The organism is Geobacillus thermopakistaniensis, assembly GCF_000498995.1.
GTDB lineage: Bacteria > Bacillota > Bacilli > Bacillales > Anoxybacillaceae > Geobacillus > Geobacillus thermoleovorans.
Map to the genome: position 1 here is coordinate 1 of NZ_AYSF01000070.1, position 14,200 is coordinate 14,200.

The 14,200-nt window shown below is 53.4% G+C and carries 16 protein-coding genes; 13 read left to right on the forward strand and 3 right to left on the reverse strand.

Features of this window, described 5'->3' with window-relative positions; genetic code table 11:
- Positions 1 to 5 precede the first annotated feature (5 nt).
- Positions 6 to 2,060: a DNA topoisomerase III gene (locus T260_RS1000000141150; protein WP_023634313.1), complete on the reverse strand. Its 2,055-nt coding sequence runs from the start codon at positions 2,058 to 2,060 to the stop codon at positions 6 to 8.
- A 215-nt stretch (positions 2,061 to 2,275) separates the two neighbouring features.
- Between T260_RS1000000141150 and T260_RS125555 the strand changes: the two genes are divergently transcribed.
- From T260_RS125555 to T260_RS125535, 5 genes are all read left to right on the forward strand, one after another.
- Positions 2,276 to 3,649 (forward strand): sensor histidine kinase, encoded by a 1,374-nt coding sequence (locus tag T260_RS125555; protein WP_013523746.1) that lies wholly within the window; start codon positions 2,276 to 2,278, stop codon positions 3,647 to 3,649.
- 2 nt (positions 3,650 to 3,651) lie between these two features.
- Positions 3,652 to 4,332 carry a response regulator transcription factor gene (locus T260_RS125550; RefSeq protein ID WP_011231185.1) on the forward strand — a complete coding sequence of 227 codons (681 nt, stop codon included), beginning with the start codon at positions 3,652 to 3,654 and terminating at the stop codon, positions 4,330 to 4,332.
- Between the two features lie 31 nt (positions 4,333 to 4,363).
- On the forward strand, positions 4,364 to 4,921 hold the full coding sequence (locus tag T260_RS125545; RefSeq protein WP_023634314.1) for a TVP38/TMEM64 family protein: 558 nt from the start codon (positions 4,364 to 4,366) through the stop codon (positions 4,919 to 4,921).
- A 290-nt stretch (positions 4,922 to 5,211) separates the two neighbouring features.
- Positions 5,212 to 5,778 carry a YdhK family protein gene (locus T260_RS125540; RefSeq protein ID WP_023634315.1) on the forward strand — a complete coding sequence of 189 codons (567 nt, stop codon included), beginning with the start codon at positions 5,212 to 5,214 and terminating at the stop codon, positions 5,776 to 5,778.
- A gap of 209 nt (positions 5,779 to 5,987) precedes the next feature.
- A complete protein-coding gene (locus T260_RS125535; protein ID WP_023634316.1) occupies positions 5,988 to 6,197 on the forward strand; it encodes a hypothetical protein in 210 nt (69 codons plus the stop codon).
- A 34-nt stretch (positions 6,198 to 6,231) separates the two neighbouring features.
- Here the strand turns inward: T260_RS125535 and T260_RS125530 are convergent, their stop codons facing one another.
- Positions 6,232 to 7,605, reverse strand: a complete 1,374-nt coding sequence (locus T260_RS125530) for an amino acid permease (protein WP_023634317.1) — start codon at positions 7,603 to 7,605, stop codon at positions 6,232 to 6,234.
- Between the two features lie 205 nt (positions 7,606 to 7,810).
- Between T260_RS125530 and T260_RS125525 the strand changes: the two genes are divergently transcribed.
- The 7 genes from T260_RS125525 to T260_RS125500 all read left to right on the forward strand — a co-directional run bounded on the left by T260_RS125525 (position 7,811) and on the right by T260_RS125500 (position 12,826).
- The gene (locus T260_RS125525) at positions 7,811 to 8,293 is read left to right on the forward strand and encodes a PH domain-containing protein (protein ID WP_014195793.1); all 483 of its coding nucleotides are present in this window, start codon (positions 7,811 to 7,813) and stop codon (positions 8,291 to 8,293) included.
- Entirely contained in the window at positions 8,283 to 9,731 is a 1,449-nt protein-coding gene (locus T260_RS125520) for a PH domain-containing protein (protein WP_023634318.1), read from the forward strand. The genes T260_RS125525 and T260_RS125520 overlap by 11 nt, the downstream gene beginning before the upstream one ends.
- Entirely contained in the window at positions 9,728 to 10,090 is a 363-nt protein-coding gene (locus T260_RS125515; RefSeq protein WP_023634319.1) for a LysE/ArgO family amino acid transporter, read from the forward strand. The genes T260_RS125520 and T260_RS125515 overlap by 4 nt, the downstream gene beginning before the upstream one ends.
- Before the next feature lie 65 nt (positions 10,091 to 10,155).
- Positions 10,156 to 11,385: a DNA polymerase IV gene (locus T260_RS125510; protein ID WP_023634320.1), complete on the forward strand. Its 1,230-nt coding sequence runs from the start codon at positions 10,156 to 10,158 to the stop codon at positions 11,383 to 11,385.
- Positions 11,382 to 11,570, forward strand: a complete 189-nt coding sequence (locus T260_RS04210; RefSeq protein ID WP_023634321.1) for a hypothetical protein — start codon at positions 11,382 to 11,384, stop codon at positions 11,568 to 11,570. The genes T260_RS125510 and T260_RS04210 overlap by 4 nt, the downstream gene beginning before the upstream one ends.
- A 461-nt stretch (positions 11,571 to 12,031) precedes the next feature.
- On the forward strand, positions 12,032 to 12,532 hold the full coding sequence (locus tag T260_RS125505; RefSeq protein WP_021321394.1) for a hypothetical protein: 501 nt from the start codon (positions 12,032 to 12,034) through the stop codon (positions 12,530 to 12,532).
- Between the two features lie 24 nt (positions 12,533 to 12,556).
- Complete coding sequence (locus T260_RS125500) at positions 12,557 to 12,826, forward strand: hypothetical protein (RefSeq protein ID WP_014195798.1); 270 nt, start codon at positions 12,557 to 12,559, stop codon at positions 12,824 to 12,826.
- Between the two features lie 203 nt (positions 12,827 to 13,029).
- Here T260_RS125500 and T260_RS1000000139615 read toward each other — a convergent pair whose 3' ends face one another.
- Positions 13,030 to 13,161 (reverse strand): iron-containing alcohol dehydrogenase, encoded by a 132-nt coding sequence (locus T260_RS1000000139615; protein WP_023634322.1) that lies wholly within the window; start codon positions 13,159 to 13,161, stop codon positions 13,030 to 13,032.
- Positions 13,162 to 13,476: 315 nt separating this feature from the next.
- Here T260_RS1000000139615 and T260_RS0120705 point away from each other — a divergent pair.
- Positions 13,477 to 14,200: peroxidase family protein (locus T260_RS0120705; protein ID WP_031213021.1), on the forward strand; the 724-nt coding region annotated here is incomplete at its 3' end.

Consider the following 14,200-nt stretch of genomic DNA (forward strand, 5'->3'; position numbering starts at 1 on the left):
GGAGTTCAGACATGTGCTCTTCCGATCTCGTTGGCCGGGCTGTATTTTTTGAGAAGCGCCCGTTCGCTGCCTTTTGCGGCGATGCGTTTGGTCTCGTCCGCTTTTTCGACAATATTGCACGGGCGGCATTGGAAATACATCCCTGCTTTTCCTTCATGCATTTCCATGCGCCGGTGGCATTGCGGACAGCGGCGGTTCGACAGTTTCGGGTCGCGCCGGCGGCGGTAGCGGCACGCTAAGTTCGAGCAGACAAGCATCCGTCCGTCTTTCGTTTTCCGCTCTTTTAAAAGCGCACCGCATTCTGGGCATGTGAGATTTGTGAGGTTTGGCGCTTTGTATACCTGCTCGCTCTGCTTGATTTCGGCGACAAGCGTTTCGGTTTGACGGCGGATGTTGGCCAAAAATTGTTGTGGATTTCCTTTCCCGCGGGCGATCGCCTCCAGCTCCCGCTCCCAGCGGGCGGTCAATTCCGGCGATTTCAGCTCTTCATTGACGAGCTCAATCAGCTGTTTCCCTTTTTTCGTCGGATAAAACCGTCCGTCTTTTCGCTCGACTACTTCGGTTTCAACCAGCCGTTCGATGATGTCCGCTCTTGTCGCCGGCGTGCCGAGCCCGTATTTCTCCATTTGCGCGAGCAAATCGGCTTCCGAATAACGGGCGGGCGGTTCGGTGAACGATTGTTCCCTCTCAAGCTGCACCGATGGGAGCGTCTGACCTTCTGCGAGGTGTGACAACGTCGGTTTGGCATCCGTTTCTTCTTTGCCGAGAACCGCTTTAAATCCGAAGTTCACAACCGCCGTCTCCTTGGCGACAAACATTTCGCCGCCGATGTCAAAGACAGCTGTCGTCGTTTCGGATTCATACGGCGGGAAAAACAGCGCCAAAAAGCGACGGGCGATGAGATCATACAGCTTGCGCTCATCAGTCGACAGCCTGCTAAGGTTGAGCCGCTCATCCGTTGGAACGATGGCGTGATGATCGGTCACTTTGTCATCGTTAAATACCCGCTTGGCTGCTTTGGCTTTGCCTTTGGCAAGGAGCGGAGCGATGACGTCCTCATAACCGGATTTCATCGCCAACAACCGCTCGGTCATCGTCGCTTCCATATCGCTTGGCAAATAACGCGAATCGGTGCGCGGGTACGTGACGAGTTTGTGTTGTTCATACAGCCGCTGCAACACCGAGAGCGTCTTTTTCGCCGAAAAGCCAAACCGCTTGTTCGCATCCCGCTGCAGCTCGGTTAAATCATACGGCAGCGGGGCGGGCTCGCTTTTTCGTTTCCGCTTGACTGACACGACGCGCGCCGGCTGACCGTCAAGGCGGGCGATCAGCTGCTTCGCTTCGTCTTGGTCAAACAGACGATGTCCTCCATGCCGCTCCCATACGGCCGTGATGGAACCAATCTTCGCCCGAATCGTCCAATATGGCACGGGAACGAACGATTGGATCTCGCGTTCGCGCTCGATGATCATCGCGAGCGTTGGCGTTTGCACGCGCCCGGCCGAAAGCGGATCGTTGTATTTTGTCGTCAAGGCGCGCGAGACGTTTAACCCAATCAGCCAGTCGGCTTCGGCGCGGCAGACGGCCGATTGATACAGCCGGTCAAACTGCGCCCCGGGCTTTAACTGGCGAAACCCGTCGCGGATGGCGCGGTCGGTTTGCGACGAAATCCATAGCCGCCAAATCGGCTTCGTCCAACCGATCATCTCTAAAATCCAGCGCGCCACAAGCTCCCCTTCACGGCCCGCGTCGGTCGCGATGATGACATCTTTCACATCCGGTCGTTTCGCCAACCGTTCAATGGCGCGAAACTGGTGGCTCGTTTGCCGGATGACTTTCAAGCCCATTTTCTTTGGGATGATCGGCAAGTCCTCCAGCCGCCATGTTTCGTATTTCCGGTCGTAGTCTTCCGGCATCTTCAGCTCAACTAAATGGCCGAGCGCCCAGGTGACAATATGTTGCTTTCCTTCAAAATAATGTTTATGCGCTTGCTTGCAACCGAGCACGCGGGCGATGTCGCGAGCGACGCTCGGCTTTTCCGCTAACACGAGCGATTTCATCGATAAACCCCTTTCTGTCGTCTCCACATGAGCACAGTCTGCTTCTTAGTATAAAGGAAGAAGGAAAAAGACGCATCCGCCAAGGTTTGTCTCCTTGGCAGGACAAGACGCCTTGGCGCGGCGCAAAGCCGCATCTCCACACTTTCTGCACATTTGCCAAATAAAATAGTAAAATTGAAATGACACTCGGGCTTGATGGATGAGGAGAGGAATCCGTGCGAAAACTGTCATGGAAACTCGGAATGCTGTTTTTTGCCTTTGTCTTGGCCATTGAAATGGTGCTGTTCGTTTCCCTCTACGCTACGCTCGTCCATGCGCGCATCGAGGAAGAATTCGCGCAGCTGTTGGCGCGGGGAAACAGCCACCGCAACGTCTTGGAGAAAAATAACGATCGAACGACGTTGGCGCATGTCGTGATGATGGAATCAGAGGCGGAAACCGATGTCGCCATCACTGACGCCCGGCGCCGGATTGTATCGGCTTCTAGCGGCATTGTTCCGTTTGCCAAGCGCATCATTCCTTTAACGAACGGTCGCCATATTCCCCGCCGGGGAATGATGGTCGAAACCGACTGGAAGCGGGCATCGCATATCGCCGCCGTCAGCCCGATTCAAATCAGGGGTGAAACAAGAGGATATGTGTATATGTTTCAAGACACCCGCTCGATCCGGACGATGGTGTATAAACTGAAGCATCATTTTATCGTCGTTGGCGTGCTGTCGGTGGCGATCACCGTGTTGACCATCGCCTTTTTCTCCCGCGCCATCACGATGCCGCTCCTTCGCATGAAACAGGCGACCGAGGCGCTCAGCCGGGGGGATTTTTCCGTCCGCCTCGAGATGAAAGGCAACGACGAGCTGGCGCAACTCGGGAGAGCGATTCAAACGCTGGCCAACGATTTGGCGTATTTGAAACAAGAGCGGAGCGAATTTTTAGCGAGCATCTCTCATGAATTGCGCACGCCGCTGACGTATGTGAAAGGATACGCCGACATTGCTAGGCGTCCGCATCTGTCTGAGGAGCAGCGGGCGAACTATATGGCGATCATTTACGAAGAAGCGGAAAAGATTGAAAAGATGGTCAAAGATTTGTTTGAATTAGCCAAACTGGAGCAACACTCGTTCCAGATTGAAAAGCAGCCGACGAATCTTTGTTCGTTTTTGACAAAATTGTGTGAAAAACTGCGCCCCGCGTTTCAGGAAAAATCGCTGTCGCTTGTGTGCCAGTGCCCCGGTTCGGTCATGGCCGCGATCGATCGGCAGCGGTTCGAGCAAGTGATGATCAACGTGCTTGACAATGCACGAAAGTACGCGTTTTCCGGCACGACGGTGGCCGTCGCCGTTCACCTTCAAAAGCAAGGAATCGTCATTGCCGTGTCCGATGAAGGAACCGGCATTCCGCCGGAAGATGTGCCCCGGATTTTCGAGCGGTTTTACCGGGTTGACAAATCGCGGTCGCGGACAAGCGGCGGGACCGGACTCGGTTTGGCGATTGCCAAAGAAATCGTCGAGGCGCACGGGGGAACGATCGCCGCTAGAAGCGAACAAGGAAAAGGAACGACCATCCTCATTACGCTGCCGGAGGGATAACGATGTATACCTTGCTGTTGGTTGATGATGAAGAGCGGATGCTTGATTTATTGGAATTGTATTTAGCGCCGAACGGCTACCGCTGCGTGAAACGGCGTTCGGGGGCGGAAGCCATTGACTATTTGCGGCGCCATCATGCCGATTTGGTGCTGCTTGATGTCATGATGCCAGAACTCGACGGATGGGAAACGTGCCGCCGCATCCGATCGTTTTCGAATGTGCCGATCATGATGGTCACCGCTCGCGATGAGACGGCGGATATTGTCCAAGGATTGAAAATCGGAGCGGACGATTATGTGACGAAACCGTTTGACGAGGCGGAACTGCTTGCTCGCATTGAAGCGGTGCTGCGCCGTACAGCCGGCGGTCGTTCCGCCATTCGCGCGGCCGGGCTTGTATGGGACGAAGAGGAACATACGGTCCGCTACGAAGATAAGCCGATTGCGTTGACGCCGAAAGAATTTGCCATTTTGGGACTGCTGTTAAAGCACCCGAATCAGGTGTTCAGCCGAGGGCAAATCATCGCATCGCTATGGGGCTATCTCGCTGATACGGAAGAGAGGACCGTTGACTCCCACATGAAAAACATCCGCGAAAAATTACGTAAAGCGGGGTTCCCAGCGGACGAATATTTGCAGACGGTCTGGGGCGTCGGCTACAAATGGGAAGGGCGCAAGTCATAACCATTTTCGGAAAGAGAGGCGTTTGGGCCAAATGGAAGAACGGATGATTGAGTTCCTTCAAGCATACGGCGGAGCGGCGTACTTCTTGAGTCTAGCCTGTAATGTGGCGATCAGCGTGCTCGGGGTCGTACCAAGCACCTTTTTGACTGCCGCCAATTTGACCGTTTTCGGATTTTGGCCCGGCTTTTGGGTGTCGTTTGCCGGCGAGGCGCTCGGAGCGGTCGTCTCGTTTGTCTTGTATCGAAAAGGACTTCGCCGATGGAGCCAAACCACATGGCTTTCCCATCCCAAGGTGAAACCGTTGCTTCATGCCAGTGGCAAGGAGGCGTTTGGGCTCATTTTCGCGCTTCGACTGTTGCCGTTTGTGCCATCAGGGGTGGTAACGTTTGTCGCCGCCATCGGCCGCACGTCCTTCCCCGTCTTTGCGGCCGCCAGTTCGCTCGGCAAGCTCCCAGCTTTATGGATGGAAGCGTATGCTGTCGATCAGGTGATCCGCGTCACGTGGCAAGGAAAACTCATTCTTGCTGTTTTATCCGGAGCCATGTTTTTGTTTATTTGGCGGAAGATAAGGAAAAAGATGCCTGGATGAAACGGAGAAGCGGAAACAGCAGGCTCCCGCTCCCTATTCCGTTTAAGGCGGTGGAAGAGACTTTGTATACTTAAAAACAGGGGAAATCCGCTGCGGCCATCTGCCGTCTTCCTGCGTCCAGGGCTCATCGGTTCCTCTTGCACCACAGCCTGCAGCTCCACAGACCGGCAAACCTCGCCTTTCCATCACATGTTTACATGCACGGTCGCCACTTTTTGCACGATCAAGGCCATCTCCATAAAATCTGCACAAATGCCGGGTATGCTAACAAGGCAAGGAGGGTGAAAACGATGAAAAAATTAAAAATGTTGCTAGGCACAACTTCGGTCATGGCAGCGCTCTTGCTATCCGCCTGCACCGGTGCAGACGACAACAAAGCGCCAAAGGAAAATACGGCTTCTCACACCGGTCATGAGGGAATGAACCACTCGGGTTCAGGAGAGGTGCCGGCTGGATTGAAGGAAGCGAAACAACCAAAGTATCCGATTGGAAGCCAAGTCATCATCCATGCGGATCATATGCCGGGAATGGATGGAGCCAAGGCGACTGTCACCGGTGCCTTTGACACGATCGTCTATACGGTCACATACACTCCAACCACGGGCGGGAAACCAGTGAAAAACCATAAATGGGTCATCCATGAAGAAATCGAAAACGCCGGTGACAAACCGTTCCAGCCGGGGGACGAAGTCGTCTTGAATGCCGACCATATGGAAGGGATGAAAGGCGCGAAAGCCATCATCGACTCTGCCCAACAAACGACGGTGTATATGGTCGATTACATCGATACAGAGACCGGCGAACAAGTGACCAACCATAAATGGGTGACCGAAGATGAACTTTCGCCGGCGAAATAAGGAATGGACCATCCACGCAGCGAGGGAGTTCCGAAGCGGCGAGACGCCCCTTTTGTCCATTGCACGACAGGGAGGGCCTTAGGGGCATCCCTGTTGTTTTTAAGGTCATCAGGTAGAATGAAATCAAAAGTCTGTTGGATGACAGAAAGAATGAGCGAGAAAATCCGCCTTTTCCGGCGGAAGGGAACATGAACAGGGAGAAGGAAACGATGAAAGGGTTTTGGCTGGGGGCATTGTTGTTTTGCCTCGGTTGGTTCGTATACGGGGCTGCGATCCGTTTGTATCGTTTATGGGCCGAGCGGCGAGTGGATGAGCAGGCGCCGATCTTAGCGTTCGGCATGGCGGTTATCGGCTGGCGGGCATGGGAGGAATGGCGGGGGATCAGCCGGGGACGACAAGAGAACAGGCGCCGGCCATAACGGCACGAGCGGCCTGTTTTTTGTGCACTCTTGTTCATGCAGATTGTTCGTCGATGTTCTGTTCCGGCAGCCGGCGCTGTTTTTCTTTGACCGCCCCATACATCGCCAGAACCGCCAAGATCACTAGGCAAAGAACCGACCCGATTCGATGATCATGCTGGAATAAAAAGCTCACCCAAATCGCGCCGAGCGACACGACGGCGATGAGCGTCGTGTACGGAAATCCTTTGACGCGGAAAAACGGATTCGTGTCGTAATGCGGCCGCAGTTTGAGTTGGGCCGCGCCGATCATCATCCAGACGATCAGCACCGTAAACCCAGGGATTGTCATCAGCTCGCCGATGATCCGCCCCGGCGCCAAGTACGCGCCAACGACCCCTAGAGCGATGCAGACGGCGACCATTCCCATTCCGTAAAGCGGAACCCCGTGTCGCGTCGTCCGCAACAAGCGGCGGCTCGCTTCTCCTTGCTCAGCCATGGAAAAGAGCAAGCGAGACGTGGCGTACACCCCGGTGTTGGCTGCCGATAAGACGGCCACAAGCAAAACAGCGTTCATCACATGGGCGGCGCCCGGAATGCCAGTGGCCTCGAGCACTTGGACGAATGGGCTGTTTTCCGCCGATACGGCGCTCCAGGGCATGATGCCGCAAATGATGGCGATCGGCAACACATAAAAGCCGATGACCCGCCATATCGTCGTTTGGATCACCCGCGGCAGCACCCGGTCGGCGTCTTTCATCTCCGTCACCGCTACACCGATCAGCTCCGCCCCGCCGTATGAAAACATGACGACAAGCAGGGCGCTGATCATGCCGCCGATCCCATGCGGAAACCAGGCGTCGTACGTCGCATAACGGCTCCATGGGTTTCCGTCCGCTCCTTCGATCACTCCCAACCACATGCCGACCCCAAGCAAGATGAACAGCCCCAGCGCCGCCACTTTCAACCCAGCGAGCCAAAATTCTGTTTCCCCATAGTAGCGAACAGGAAACAAGTTCAGCACGATGATAAACAGCGCGCAGCTAAGAGCGAGCAGCCAAAGCGGCACCGCCGGCATCCAATAGCGCAAAAAACTGCCTGCCGCCAGCAGCTCGACGACCGTGACCAACGTCCAGTTCGCCCAATACAGCCACCCGACGAGAAACGACCAGCGAAATCCAAACGCCCGGCGGATCAAATGCTGAACGTTTTCACCCGGATAGGCGATGGCCATCTCCGCTAAGGCGGCCATAATGAGAAACAACAGCGCGCCGCCGAGGAGATACGTAAGAATAACGCTCGGTCCGGCCATGTGAATCGTATCAGAGCTCCCTTTGAAAATGCCGGTGCCGATCATGCCGCCGAGCGCCATCAACTGCACATGGCGGGGCAGCAGCCCTTTTTGCAATGAGGGGCGGGAATGTTCCATACAGCAACAACCTTTCTCACACGAAGTTCATTTCATGATGTGCTTTTTTGCTTTTATGCTTTTATGCAGTTAAGCAAAAAAGATAGTTTTAGAATATAATTGTTTTGTTTTTCTGTCAATGTTTCGCAAAAAACATGTCGTTAATGTGGAAATGTTTTGTTATACTGGAAACAGATTTTGAACTCGCCAAAAGGAGATTGGTAGGATGCTTCGCAACAGCGGTAAACCGATTTCGGAAAAAGCCATCACCGTGTGGCGTTGGACCGGAGCGTTGGGGACATTGGTTTCTGGCGCCGTCATTGGCGGAATGGCGTGGGTGCTGGCGCGCTTTCATGTCCCGAAATGGTGTTTGGGGATGTTAGCCGGCATCTGGTTGATTGAAGTGGTTCTATGGGTGGGATGGGTGCCTGTGCTTCGCCAGCGCCGTTGGCGTTACGCTATTCGCGAAGAAGAAATCGACATTCAGCGCGGGGTCTGGTCCACGAAGCGAACGCTCATTCCGATGACCCGCGTTCAGTATGTCGATGTGCGGCAAGGCCCGCTCCTTAAGCGGTATGGATTGGCTTCCATCGCGGTGTTCACGGCGGCGGCCGCTCATGAAATTCCCGCTCTTCCGATGGAAGAAGCAGAACGGCTTTGCTGCTTGATTGCGGAGTGGGCGAAGGTGGCGGATGACAATGACGCGTAAAGCAAGACGCCGCCTCCATCCGATTGCCATTATGGCCGGGCTAGGAAAAGAATTAAAAAATATGGTCGTTCCTCTTCTAGTCATCATGGCAGCCGGCAGTCGCCATGGGTTTTCATGGACCGATATTCTTGTGCCGTTGGCCGCCCTCATTTACACGCTGGTCATGGGCGTTCTTTCTTGGCTTCGTTTTACATATGAGTGGGATGACACTTGCTTGGTCGTTGAAGAAGGGGTGTTTGTTCGCAAAAAACGTTCCATTCCGTTGGAGCGCATTCATGGGATTTCGGTGACAGAGGGAATCTGGCAGCGGATGGCGGGGGTCGTCCAAGTGCATATTGAGACGGCGGGCGATGCCCTCGGTGAAGCAGAAGTGACGCTTCGGGCCATATCAAGGGAAGAAGCCCGCCGCCTGCAACGATGCGTGGAACAGGCGAAACACAAGGCGGAAAGCGCTTCCCATCCGGAGCCACTCGCGAACCGCCCACATCCTGTTCTGTTTACCTTATCGATGAAAGAAGTATGGGTCGCTTCGTTGACAAGCGGTGGGGCGCTTGGCGTGGTCGCCGCTTTATGTGCGTTTTTGTCGCAATTTAGCGACTTCATTCCGTATGAGGCGCTTGTCCGTGATATTCAGTCGACATGGAACGGACATGGACGATGGTATATTGCTCTATTGATCTTGTCGATTCTCTTGGCCGCCTATGGAGTGGCCATCGTGCAAAATATGATCCGGTACGCTTCGTTTGTCGTGCGGAAACAAGAAGACACGATTGTGATTGCTCGCGGATGGTTGGAACGAAAAGCGGTGTCCGTCCCTGTTGACCGCGTCCAAGGCGTCGTTATTCATGAGAATTGGCTGCGCCGTTTTTTCGGATACGCCTCTGTATCCATTATTCATGCCGGCGGAGCGCTCGATGGCGGACCGTCAGGGGAAGTCGTTCTTTGCCCGCTGGTCAAAAAGCATCGCATCGTCCCCATTGTTCAGGCTTGTTTGCCCGAGTATCGCCTCGATGTGCCATTTTGTCCGCTTCCTCAGCGTGCAAAAAGTCGATATATGCTTCGCCCGCTTTATTGGTTGACGATTCCGGTTGGAGTTGCCGCGTATATGGAGCGTCCATGGGGAGCAGGGCTTTTGTTTGTGTTGCCGCTTGCTCTGTGGATCGGGGCGCGGCGCTATCAAGCGGCCGGCTGGGCGCTTTCCTCGAAGCAGCTGTCGCTCCGCAACGGCTGGTTTCGGCGAACGACCGCGCATTTGTTAAAGCGTCACGTCCAATCGTTGGAAATCGCAACGACATGGTGGCAAAGAAAAAAACAGTTGGTGACGATCTCGGCTTCCGTCATGCCGGTCGGCACCCGCTCCCGTGTCGTGGATGTGGATGAAGAAGATGCCGCTTCGATCTATCGCTGGCTGCAAGGGGAAAAGGGGGACCAAACATGATGAAGGCCTTTCTTCACGGGCTTATCCTTGCGTTTGGACTCATTTTGCCATTGGGGATGCAAAACGTGTTCATTTTGACCCAAGGAGCGGTCCAGCGGCGTTGGCGGCATGCCTTGCCGGCGGTGCTGACGGCGTCGTTGTGTGATACGTTGTTGATTTTCCTCGCCGTTTTGGGCGTCTCGCTCGTTTGGCTTGGTTCCGCTTGGCTGAAAACAGCCGTGATGGGGGCTGGCATTCTTTTTTTGCTGTATATGGGCTGGAGTACATGGAAGAGCGAGCCTGCAACAGGCGAAAGCGAAGCGGCGGAACGGTTTCCGCCCCGCAAACAAATCGCTTTTGCCGCCTTGAAAGCGACCTGAGTTGTTCCCAACGAACAAATGATCTGCTAAAATAGGAAACAACGAAAGAAAAGAAGGGAAGAAAGATGCAAACGGAGCGCGAATCGCATGGGCGGATCATTTTTCATGTAGACGCCAATTCGTTTTTCGCTAGCTGTGAGATCGTCCGTGATCCATCGCTTCAGAAAAAACCGGTCGTTGTGGCAGGAGACCCGAAAGAGCGGAAAGGAATTGTGCTGGCGGCCAGCTATGTAGCGAAACAACAGTTTGGCATCTATACGACGATGCCGCTTTGGGAAGCGAAAAAACGCTGTCCATCGCTCGTCGTGCGGCCGCCGGATTTCGCGTTATACCGCGAAGTAAGCCGTCGCTTGTTTCAATGCTTACAGCGTTTCTCGCCCGTATTGGAGCGCGCCTCCATTGATGAAGGCTATTTGGACATGACCGGGCGGACGCCAACGGTTCACCCGCTCGCTTTGGCGCACCATATCCAACAAGAACTGCTTGAGCGGTTGTCGATTCCGGTGAGTATTGGCATCGCCCCGAATAAGTTTTTGACGAAAATGGCAAGCGACATGAAAAAGCCGCTTGGCATCACCGTGCTGCGCAAACGCGATGTCCCGCGCGTGCTATGGCCGCTTCCGGTCGAACACATGCATGGCGTTGGTGACAAAATGGCGAAAAAGCTGCATGCGCTTGGCCTCCATACGATCGGCGATCTTGCCAAAGCTGACCGCGAGCGTCTTCGTCAGACGTTTGGCATCTATGGTTTGCGCCTTCAAGAGAAAGCGAACGGCATCGACCCGCGTCCGGTTGATCCAGTGGCGGCGGAAAAGAGAAAATCGATCGGACACTCAACAACGTTGCCGTACGATATGGATGAGGAACAGAACTTGCTCGTTGTCTTGCGCCAGTTGGCTGAGTCTGTCAGTGCGAGGATGAACGAAAAGCGGGTTGTCTCGCGGACCGTTCAACTGACCATTCGCTACTACGATTTTCAAACCATCACTCGTAGCCAAACCGGAATGGATCCGTTATGGGATGCGGAAGACATCTTTTCCTATGCTGTACGGTTGTTCCAAAAGCATTGGGACGGTCGTCCAGTGCGGCTTCTTGGCGTCGCCGCGCTCCATGTGTTTGACCGGACCGGGGCCGTGAAGCAGCTCGATTTGTTTCATTATGAAAAGGAGGCGAAAATGGAACCGCTTTGGAAAACGGTTGAACAGCTGCAGGCGAAGTTTGGCGCCCGTGCCTTGCAGATAGGTGTTGAGCCGCTTTCATCCGACAGGCAAACGAAAGAGGGGGAAGAACGTTGACGATCTCAATGATTGCCGCGGCTGTCGTGATGCTTGCAGGCCTCATCGGCACGCTCGCGCTGTCGGGGCGGGGGGACGAACAGTACACATCAGCAACCAAAGGCAATCTCACCCGCCTAGTGTTGATTTATGCCGGGTTGGCCCTTGTGCTAGCGGCGGGAATCGGGGTATATCTAGTGTTATAACAAGCGAAAGACGATGCCCGCCGTCGAGTTTAGATGCCGCGGCACCATTTAGAGACAAACGGTTATGGACAATCGAGCCCTGGTGACAAAGTAGCCATCGGTTCATCTCAGGCAGAGCGTCGCTCTCTTCGACATGGGATGAACCGATTGGCTTTGGTTGAGTGNGCCCGCCGTCGAGTTTAGATGCCGCGGCACCATTTAGAGACAAACGGTTATGGACAATCGAGCCCTGGTGACAAAGTAGCCATCGGTTCATCTCAGGCAGAGCGTCGCTCTCTTCGACATGGGATGAACCGATTGGCTTTGGTTGAGTGAAAAAGTCGGCCTACGGCTTTCCGTCAATGAGGGGAAGCACCTAGGTATTGGAAGTGCCCCTGCGTTTGTGGTGTGATGATCCTCACTCCGACGGGATGGTTTTTTGGGGTAAAATGGATGGTAAACGGAACAACCATGGAGGATGTATGGCCCACTATGTTTGGATGATCATTAATGCGCTATTGGTGATCGGCACGGCGGTTTATATCTGGCTGTTTCGCCCGAACGACTCAGCTGCGGTGCTGGCAGGAAAATGGCTGGCACAAGTGGCGGTGCTGCTGTTTTTGGTCAATGTCAATATGTATTTTATCTTCCTTGTCATCCGCAAAACAAAAATCCGGAAGGTCAAAGTCACGTTAGCGCGGATAGCAAGAAGCATGATGAAAGCCCACATCCCGCTCGCGGTTGCCGGAACGAGCTTGATTGTCTTTCACGGAGTGGTGATGGCATGGAAACTCGGAGCGGTGATCGGTTTTGGCCATGGGAAACTGGTGACCGGTTATGCAAGCCTCGCGATGTTGGCCATCACCTTGTTTGCAGGTGTCCTTCGGCGGCAAAAAGCGTCAGGGTGGAGAAGAACGTTTCATCTTGTCTCTGCCTTGCTGTTTGCCGGTTTGTTTCTCCTTCATCTATTTTGGCCGATCTAATCACGTGTAAGGGAGAGAGAAAACGTGGGTGACTTGCTTTCTTTGCTGACGGAATACCGCCATCGCCAAGTTGTCGTCAACTTCTATGAAGAAGACGAGCTGGTGGCGCGTGACGGGTTTTTCTTTGATGGCATCGAACGATCAGACGGTCTGCTATCTTTCATCAAAGATGGGCGCATTCGCTGGTCCATTCGGTTGGATGACTACCCAAGCTATGAGATCGTACACGATTTCCCGAGGCGTTATCGGTTTTATGGCCAGCATCGGGCTGTAGAGCTCTATTTCCCTTCTTAACGGTGTCCGCTTTAGGAGAAACCGGTCAGAATCCCCCTCATTTTCATGAGGAGATGAATGACCGGTTTTTGACTATATATCATGTAAGTGGTTGAAATGTTTTTATACTTATTACGATTATACCAGGGCATCGTATATTCTTTCCGGCAGGCAGTGGTTGTCCGTTGAGCGGTACTTTCATAAGAAAATAGCGTATGATCAAGCTATTTCTGACGCAAGGCATCCACCCCCGTTGCTGCAGTCACTGGCTTCCGCATCGTAAACGTCAGCTCCGGATCAAGCACGGCTAACGCCGGGCGGAGAGCGGCATCTTTTAGCGTCAATTGAATCGTCAACGATGTTCTTAGTGCTGCGTTTGCCTTTTTCAGCTAGCGGCGTTTTTCATGAAACAAGCCATCGTCTTTTATATATTAAAAAATAACTGAATTCTAAATCAATTGAAACATAAATTAATAGTGGCATACCTTGGACTGGTATAGCAACACAAATAAAAATAATAAAAGGTATCTTTTATTATTTACTATCAAATATAAATTTAGTATAATTCTAATGTACAAATCATTATCATTTTTGACTGGCAACAAAACAGTTAGAAATGGTAATGATGGAATTTCTATTTTTTGTTAATTAAGGGAAAGGAGAACAGGAGAATGGAAAATCAAAATCGTCAGAATGCAGCCCAATGTCCGTTTCACGGAAGCGTAACGAATCAGTCTTCGAATCGAACGACGAACAAAGACTGGTGGCCGAACCAGCTGAACTTAAGCATTCTCCATCAACATGACCGAAAAACGAATCCTCATGATGAAGAGTTCAACTATGCTGAGGAGTTTCAAAAACTAGACTATTGGGCGCTCAAAGAAGATTTGCGCAAACTGATGACGGAAAGCCAAGACTGGTGGCCGGCCGACTATGGCCATTACGGGCCGTTGTTTATCCGCATGGCCTGGCATTCAGCTGGCACGTACCGCATCGGCGACGGCCGTGGCGGCGCTTCGACCGGCACGCAGCGCTTTGCCCCGTTAAACAGCTGGCCGGACAACGCCAACTTGGATAAAGCGCGGCGGTTGTTATGGCCGATCAAAAAGAAATACGGGAACAAAATCTCTTGGGCCGATTTGTTCATTTTGGCGGGCAATGTCGCTATTGAATCGATGGGTGGAAAAACGATTGGATTCGGCGGCGGCCGCGTTGACGTCTGGCATCCGGAAGAAGACGTTTATTGGGGATCGGAAAAAGAGTGGCTCGCCTCTGAACGCTATTCCGGTGATCGCGAGCTCGAAAACCCGCTCGCCGCGGTGCAAATGGGGTTAATCTACGTCAACCCAGAAGGGCCGGACGGCAAGCCGGATCCAAAAGCAGCGGCGCGCGATA